9 protein-coding genes and 1 pseudogene are annotated in these 8,090 nt (G+C 44.4%); 3 read left to right on the top strand and 7 right to left on the bottom strand.

The window, feature by feature from the left end:
- The 6 genes and pseudogenes from IM475_RS01900 to IM475_RS01925 all read right to left on the bottom strand — a co-directional run.
- Window positions 1–770: pseudogene (locus tag IM475_RS01900) on the bottom strand (hypothetical protein); the annotation flags it as partial.
- A 7-nt stretch (window positions 771–777) separates the two neighbouring features.
- Window positions 778–1,032: a hypothetical protein gene (locus IM475_RS01905; RefSeq protein WP_287726511.1), complete on the bottom strand. Its 255-nt coding sequence runs from the start codon at window positions 1,030–1,032 to the stop codon at window positions 778–780.
- 65 nt (window positions 1,033–1,097) lie between these two features.
- Entirely contained in the window at window positions 1,098–1,250 is a 153-nt protein-coding gene (locus tag IM475_RS01910) for an Arc family DNA-binding protein (RefSeq protein ID WP_287726512.1), read from the bottom strand.
- 202 nt (window positions 1,251–1,452) lie between these two features.
- Window positions 1,453–1,788, bottom strand: a complete 336-nt coding sequence (locus IM475_RS01915; RefSeq protein WP_287726513.1) for a hypothetical protein — start codon at window positions 1,786–1,788, stop codon at window positions 1,453–1,455.
- A 48-nt stretch (window positions 1,789–1,836) separates the two neighbouring features.
- The gene (locus IM475_RS01920; protein WP_287726514.1) at window positions 1,837–2,028 is read right to left on the bottom strand and encodes a hypothetical protein; all 192 of its coding nucleotides are present in this window, start codon (window positions 2,026–2,028) and stop codon (window positions 1,837–1,839) included.
- A gap of 47 nt (window positions 2,029–2,075) precedes the next feature.
- Window positions 2,076–2,567 (bottom strand): hypothetical protein, encoded by a 492-nt coding sequence (locus IM475_RS01925; protein ID WP_287726515.1) that lies wholly within the window; start codon window positions 2,565–2,567, stop codon window positions 2,076–2,078.
- A 241-nt stretch (window positions 2,568–2,808) separates the two neighbouring features.
- On the opposite strand from IM475_RS01925, the gene IM475_RS01930 reads away from it, so the two are divergent.
- The 3 genes from IM475_RS01930 (at window position 2,809) to IM475_RS01940 (ending at window position 5,064) form a co-directional block, all read left to right on the top strand.
- Window positions 2,809–3,015 carry a helix-turn-helix transcriptional regulator gene (locus IM475_RS01930; RefSeq protein WP_287726519.1) on the top strand — a complete coding sequence of 69 codons (207 nt, stop codon included), beginning with the start codon at window positions 2,809–2,811 and terminating at the stop codon, window positions 3,013–3,015.
- Between the two features lie 71 nt (window positions 3,016–3,086).
- Window positions 3,087–4,046, top strand: a complete 960-nt coding sequence (locus IM475_RS01935) for a tyrosine-type recombinase/integrase (RefSeq protein WP_287726516.1) — start codon at window positions 3,087–3,089, stop codon at window positions 4,044–4,046.
- Window positions 4,047–4,224: 178 nt separating this feature from the next.
- Window positions 4,225–5,064, top strand: coding sequence for a DNA-binding protein (locus tag IM475_RS01940; protein ID WP_287726517.1), 840 nt, complete (start codon window positions 4,225–4,227; stop codon window positions 5,062–5,064).
- Window positions 5,065–5,464: 400 nt separating this feature from the next.
- On the opposite strand, the gene IM475_RS01945 is transcribed toward IM475_RS01940, so the two are convergent.
- A partial coding sequence (locus IM475_RS01945) for a DUF3987 domain-containing protein (protein ID WP_287726518.1) occupies window positions 5,465–8,090 on the bottom strand: 2,626 nt, incomplete at its 5' end.

Raw genomic sequence — 8,090 nt, forward strand, 5'->3', positions numbered from 1 at the left:
GCTGCACCTATGGCATTGATACCGTGTCGATACGCAGCCACAAAAGGCTTTAAAATCCCCTCGGTTAACCAAACTTGACCGTTATCCTTGCCATTGGGGATAACTGTTATGGGTAGTTCAATATTGGGTAAATGGCTAGACTCTACACCCTTAGCCCACCGATATTTAGAGTCAGTAGCGTTGTCAATTCTGACTTGATAGCCAATGGCCCGGCCTTCCCCATCAAAGGCTAAACAAGCGATACCATTATCGGCGGCCGCTATCTTCCCATTAATCACCCCGGGTAAGTTGGGGGGAATATCTGCCGGCACTGGTTTATTAGGTGAGATGCTGAAAAATAAACCCGTCTCTATTTGGCTCTCAGACAGACCTCTATCGAGTAAAGCTTGTCGATGATGCTGTGACAGCCCTAGAGTTTTGGATAGCTTCCTTAATGCCTTGTCACGGTCTGGAATACTCAGGGAATTCTTAGCGTGTTCTTTTTGCCGTTCCAACTGGTCGCGCTCTCGTTCGGCTTTTTTCGCTTCCCATTCCGTGCGATTGAATGCTTCATCTTTCCTGATCCTGAATACGCCCCACGGCCCCTTTTTGGATGCCCGGACATAGTGCCAATCGGGATGATTGGGGTCAAAGTCGATGTGAGAATGGCATAGAACCAATTCCCTATCGGTAGAGTAACGGCAATCGCCGTCGGTTTCCCCACAGATCGGGCATGAGTCAGACCCTTTGAAAGGGTGTAGCTTTTCTCTAGAATTTGTGTTATTGTTCATAGTAAGTTTAAGAAAGTACAAAACCACGGCGGGCCTTATTCGCTGTGGTTTTTTGGTGAATATCAGATTTTTGTGCCGTGGCTAGGGATACTCGTGCCGCAAAATTCAGGCTATTCTGGCTTAAATTGCCAAAATTAACCGATAAACTGCTTATTGCTGATTTATTCTGGTTAGTGGGGGTTCTATCGCTTAATCCCGTGGCATCATAGGGATTTTTTGGGGAAACTCTTGACAGTAAACTTCTATTAGTGTTACACTTCATCTCATTAAGAATATAAGTTTTGAACCGCTTCCAAAGCTTGCAGGCTATGGGGCGGTTAGTTCTTTTTAGGCGGTTTCTAAGGATTTTGTGAGCAGTTCACGGATGACCACGGCCTCGCTCTCGCCGCGATTTTTAGCGCGTTGCTTGATTTGATTTCTCATGTCTGAGGGGAATCGTATATTTAGCGATTTCATTACATCATCTACTCTTCGCGGCATTTACATCGTCTCCTAATTTCTGTTGTCATCAATGTAGCACAGAAAACCAACAAAGAACCTAACTTGTACTACCAAAATATTAAAGTTTTGTTAAGTTCCAAAAAGTCACAGCCCCAAAAGCCAAAACCCAATCAGGGTAAGGGTTACACGGTGTAAGATTAATTGATACTTACAAAAAACTTACAATTAACTTACAAATAACTTACAAATCTTCTATCTCGTCAAAAAGCTCACCCCACAAAAAATTTAACCCTATCCAGTGCCAATCAACCTCATCACAATCAGCAATATTTGAGGGCATTAAGGGTTCTAAGGTTTCCCGTGTTTTGGCTAAAATAGTCTCTAGGTTTCCACCGGTTTCTAACACCAATTCGCGCATAAAATGTCCTGATTGACCCAAAAAAGAACGGCAATCAAGGGAGTTAATATACCAGTATCGATTATCATCTCCAAAGTAAGTTAAAACCGCTAAAGTGTCAGGGTCTGTGGGTTTTTTGGCACTCCTAAAAATTTGATAATACTCTTGTTTTGTGGTCATCTTTTTCTAGTCCTAAATGATTGTTTACTGATAACTGATAGCTGATAATTAATCTTCTAATTCCCAATTATTTTCGAGTAGGGAAAGATTATCGCTTAGTATCTCTATCTCTTGGTTTCCGTCGTTTTCTATGCTGATATTGGCATATAAATCATCGAGAAAAGATAAAGCCTCTTGTCGATTTTTAGCCTTGATTGTGACCTCAATGGTGAGGGGTAAAATTGCTGTAAATTCCTTCATTGTTTTGTCTCCTAAGAAGGGGAATTAATCCCCCCTTGATTTACTGATTACAAGCTAAATTTTTTCTGGGCCGAGATAAACAGGGTGGTAGCGATCGCTCGGCGGTCTTCATCGATCGCGCCTAAACTTTCAGCTTGAGTGAGGCAAAACCCGTAAAGTTTAGCCATTTCACTGATATAAGAGGCAATCTCGCGCTTTTTGTCGGGGGATAGCAAAGATTGGTCACTCTCGCTTGTTTTTTCAATCTTATGGTCGTAATTATGGACGGGTTGAACGCGAACCGGTTCAACGGGTAAGGGTTTTCCCAGTTTTAAGTGATCAGGGTTCTCCACTAAGGAAAACTTGCCTTTTGCGTCAATTGCCACCGTGATAGGCATATCCCGAACGACAAATTTTTTCGAGTAATCATCATCGGAGGGCCGCCATAGTGTGATTTTCTCACCGGTATCGCGTGCCATAGCGTCGATCACTAATCTTTGGCCGTATTTTGTGGAAACTTCGCGGGGTCTGTCTAATGCAATTGCTGGAATGAGTCTCATGATGTTAGAATCCTTTTGGTTTGTTTTGGGAAAGGCGACTGCTCTAAGTGGAATTGGTAGCGGTCGTCTTTCCTTATGTTTACTATTATGGCACTGTCACTTATACAAGTCAAGTCAGATTATATTAGAGTTTTTACACTTATACATATCTTTATATAAAGTTAACTTATAGTTGTAATAATTACGGATTTAAGTTAAAATAGACTTGACTATAAGTAAGCATAAAGATATGAGCCAAGTAATGAAACTGACTTTTTCCCAATGGTTTCTAATTAAGAGACGGTCAAAATCGCTATCTCAAGACGACATAGCCAAAGTTTTAGGGGTGAGCAAACAGACGATCAGCAACTGGGAAAGGGAGGCCACTATTCCAACGTTGACCATTGATCAGTTTAAGAAGTTGTGTCAACTTCTAGACTGCACTCTTGACGACTTCCCTAGCCCCTAACCTACTCCCTACCCGTGAACCCACGGGTTCTTAACAATTCTTAATCTGTTGATAATAAACCTTTTCGCAAGATGACCAGCAACCTTGTACTAATTAACTCCAAAGTTTCCCACCTATCCCCGGTTCCCCTTAGTACCGATTGGGAGAGGGTTTTAGCCGATTGGTTGAACACCAAAAGATCACCACATACCCGGCGTGTGTACCAAAAAGACATTGAGAATTTTCTCGCTGATCTGGGTACGGAATTGGGGAAGTTTTTATCTCTTGATAGGCATGGTGCTTATGCCCTAGTTAGTCGGTATAAGGGGGAATTGGTCACTAAAGGCTTAAAATCGGCCACAATTAACCGACGTTTAGCCGCTATTAAGTCATTAGTCGCTTTTTCTTATAACTGTGGTCATTCTGACTTTATGCTTGAGTCTGTTAAAGGGGAAAAATTGTCAGCATATCGTGACACTTCCGGGGTTGACCCCGAGACATTCAAGCGAGTGCTAGGGGGGATTGACCGGGGAACATTAAAGGGTATTAGGGACTATGCTTTATTACTTCTCTTATGGAGTAATGCCCTCCGGCGATCGGAAGTGTCTAAGGCTTCGATCGCTGACTTTGACCCGGTGGCTAAAACGTTAAGAATTTTTGGGAAGGGACGGGGGAATAACTCAGAGATTGTGTCTCTAGGGACGGGTACGGTCACGGCGATCGAGGCATGGCTAGAAGCGCGGGGGGAACATGACCCCGATAAGGCTTTATTTGTGTCAGTCAATCCCGGCTATAAAGACGGCCGCCTATGCACTCAGGCTATTTACAATATCGTTAGCGATCGCTGTAAGGATGCCGGTATCACTAAGGTCATGAGTCCTCACCGGATCCGCCATAGTTCTATCACGGCCGCGCTTGAGGCTACCGGGGGGGATGTGAGAAGGGTACAAAAGTTATCGAGACACAGTAGCCTTAACACCCTTCTCATCTATGACGATAACCGCAAAAATCATCAGGGAGAGGTCACTGACTTGTTAGATAGTCTCGTTTAACCCAAAAAAAAACCCTTCATAAACACCCCTAGAAGCCTCGAAAAAAAGTTTTATGGGTGTTTCATCCTGAGTATTGGAAGCGATCGAGTGCCAATTCTCAAACTGTCCACAGTGGATAGACAATGGCTATACAATTGGCTATCCTATGAATAGACAGATAGACAACGGATAGACAACTATGGCACGCGATAAACTAATCACAATCAGGATCGAAGGGGAAAAAAGAGAGGCTTTTAACAACTTGGCAAAAAGCCAAAACACAGATACAGCCTCGCTTTTGTATGATTTTATCTCAGGATGCCTAGACGGTACGCTAGACATATCGCTAGTCACGGGAAAAAAGCAGTGGATAGACAAGATAGACAATCAGCTAGACACTAATCGACTAGACAAATTAGAGGCAACTACTCAAAGAATAGACAACCGACTAGACACAATATCCAAAAAACTAACCGACTGGATAGAAGCTTTTGACGATCGCCTAACCGATTCTGATCAAGGATTATCTGACAAAATCACTAGCTTAGAGCATAGGCTAAATGCCCTAGCTATCCAGTTGGATAGTCAAGAGATAGACAGTATAGACACAGATAGCCAACAGATAGGCGATATGGAACCTTTACTAAAAAGAGAGCGAGAGGCTTCGATCGCTGCCCCAATTCCCACCGGCGAAACTTCCCCGGGTTCATCGGACCAACCGGCGATCGAAACCGTCACCCCGGAAGTTTCACCGTCACCACCGTCGCCGGCACTGGAAGCGATCGCTTCCATCGATGGAACGGTTGAGACTGTAGAACCAATCTCAGCAATAAATGAACCGGTCACGGACGCGATCGGAACCGTGACTGATTCAAAACCGTGGTACACCATCGATGACTTACTTGACTGCCATTATTCCGGTTGGCCCAAAACCAAAGAAGGGTTAAGAAAAAAAGCGTTAACAGAAGGTTGGCCCAGACGGACGCAGCGCGGCAGCAAGGGCAACCCTTACGAGTATCAAGCCGTGTTACCTGAGTGACACAGCTTCACCCTGTACCACTGGTCACAACCTAGTCGGGTACAGGGTTAGAAAAAGTGTAGGTTCTTTTTTGGAGTTTTCGATCGCACCCCGTCCCGGCGCGTTTTCCCCCTAGAGACAAAAAATTTTTATACCTTTGTTGAGAGTGTACTGTTAATCAGTACAGGTAACTAACCGTCACCTTGATAAAATGTGTACAATTGTACCCATTTTTGTACCAGTTACTAATAGTACAAAAATGTGTACCTTTGGCACACACAAAGTGTCACACTAACTGGCACAAGTACACTTGTATTATTAATTGCGTTTAACCGATTCTCAGGGTATTTTAGGGCAAAAATCCGCAATTTTTTCGGTTTTGGTTTTGGGGGGGGATTGGGTTTTAGCTAGGCGATCGCTATTAGGCTTTTTTCTTTTTCCCTCGCTTCGGGCCGGGAGTGTCTAGCGTGACTTCATCTATAGCAACCGTAAAGGGGGGATTTTCCCGATACCAATCCTGAATAGTGATTAAATCACCATCGACACTAATCACCCCATGGGCGCGGCCATTTTTTTTGTAAATGCACTCACCCCCCGGCTTAAGGTTTTGAGTGTCACCCACCGGGCGATCGGAGTCGGTTTCAGGATTTTGGGGGGATAAAGGGGATAGGGGGGATAAGGGGGATTTTAATTTATCCCCCCTTGTAAAGTCTTGCTGTGACTGAGTTTCATCAACTTGGGGGGATAAAGGGGATAAAGGGGATAGGGTATTATCCCCTTTTGATTTTTCAGTGAGGGGGGATAGGTAATCAGCATCCTGATCATTGAGAGGGGTTAAGTTTTGAGAATCAAAATGATTTTTTTTATCCCCTTTATCCCCCTTTAGGCTGTAATCCTTACTTGGTAAGGGTTCCACTGGGGGGATAAGATTATCCCCCTTTATCCCCCCTTTATCCCCTTTAATCTCAGAATCCTTATCTGGTAAGGGTTTCGCTGGGGGGATAAGGTTATCCCCCTTTAATACTCGAAATTCAATCGAGCCACGGGTAGTGGCTCTGACTTCCCCATAACCCTTGTCGCTTAATTCCCGGAATATCTCAGTTATCCTTGTCGATGGGTATTCTGTCTTAGCTTTTCCCGAAAAAGCCTTTTTCCGTGCGTTATTAGGCGTTATCCAATCGGTAGCACACGCTAGAATCCTTGCATATTGGGAAGGTAAATCATCCGATAGTTTTCCGTACATCCCCCTTACCTGATTGATAAAAAAGCTTGTCAATTCAATAGCCGCGTTAACGATTTCTTTAGAAATCTCTAGGGGGGGTCTAATACCGTTAAATAGGGAGTTTGTAAGATGAAGGTTAAGGGCCAAGCGACCGATCAGCCCTCTCGCTTTAATCAGTACATTTCTCATAGCCGGGCGCTGTTCACCATCGGCTAATGATTTAAGTCGGTTAGCGGCCTTTAGAAATCGTTCCCGGGCCGGGCGTGATAGGTCATAGGTTTTTACTGGCAAGCGATCAAATTGTCGATAGAGGTCTGTCAGCATCGGGGTGAGATTAGGATAAGTCGCGTCAATGTCAAGATCAAGGGTTGAGGGGGGGAGTAGGCAAAATAAGAACCGCGCCCATTGGCCATTATCATCCTGCTTATTTCCTAGAAGTTGCTCTAATATCGCCGGTTGAATCGTGCCAAAAATCGATAAAAGAATTTTTCGGCATACTACCGTTTTATCCGGGTCGGCCCGCAGGGTGATAGGTGGGGTCCCGTCAAAATATTCCAGAATGTCCTCGCTGTCAGAGCCACGGCCTCCCCTGTACATATTGGCACTCTTGAATAAACCGGCGATTTCATCTCGAAAAAGCAACATCCCCTTATCTTGGCTGTTAGCTGCATATCTCGCTATCCCCTCACCGGTTCCACTGCTAAAATAGCGGATCCGCCGGGTAGGTTTTGAGGGTGGGCCATCGGGGAATGAGTCGGTATTTTTTGATTTTTTGGCTATCTCATAGTCAGCAAGCGCGGCTTTATACTCACTGAGTTTTGAGTCATAATCCTGATCATCCAATTCGATTAGAGCCTTGAGAGGATCAGAAATCATCGCACGGCCGATGATTGACTTACCCTCACCGCTTAACGCGACTATGGCTGCATAAATATTGGGGGGAACCTTCCAGCTAGTCTGTGGGTACAGGCTTAAGGCCGTATCAGGGTGAAGGGTTGATGATAGTCCACTTAATAACGCGGTTAAATAGGCCTCCGATCGCAATCCCGTTAATCTGGCATGGTGACTAATAGCGTTGGCTAATTTCTCAGGGAGTACCTTGCTAAGGTCAAGCCGTTGGCTATCGGCTTTTAAGATATTGTCGAGGTCGCTAAAAAGGTCTTCGCGGTCAAGGTCATGATCAGTTTCCTCGATTGATTTCTGGTAAATCGAGTTAACTTGCTGTTGTGTCAGATTAAATTCACGGGCGATCGAAGCGAGTTTTATTTCGCGCTTGGAACCGGTGAGGTTCTCAGTTATCAGGTTATCGATTGTTTCCTTTAATTGGTCGGTTTCGAGGGGTTTAGGGGAAAATTTGGGGTGATTGATTACATTGTTAGGTTTCCCTGTTTTTTGCGGTTCCATGCCCATTTTTTCCCCCATTGCTAAAAATTTACTGCACTCGATAAACTCGATCCCTTCCAGACTCGATAACTCATCAATATCGTCATTATCTTTGGTTTTTTGCCCCCAAAACGCGATTAATAGCGACTTCCCTAGGGATTGCAAAAAATTAATCTCTTTAGACCATCTCAGCATCACATGAGGGTTATTTACGTCCCCCGCGTCCGGGCATAAAATTAACTCTTTATAGGGTTCAATCGCTTCTTTGATCTGATTGACACTACCTGAAAAATTACCACCAGCTGCACCTATGGCATTGATACCGTGTCGATACGCAGCCACAAAAGGCTTTAAAATCCCCTCGGTTAACCAAACTTGACCGTTATCCTTGCCATTGGGGATAACTGTTATGGGTAGTTCAATATTGGGTAAATGGCTAGAC

The organism is Microcystis sp. M061S2 (assembly GCF_020245605.1).
Taxonomy (GTDB): domain Bacteria; phylum Cyanobacteriota; class Cyanobacteriia; order Cyanobacteriales; family Microcystaceae; genus Microcystis.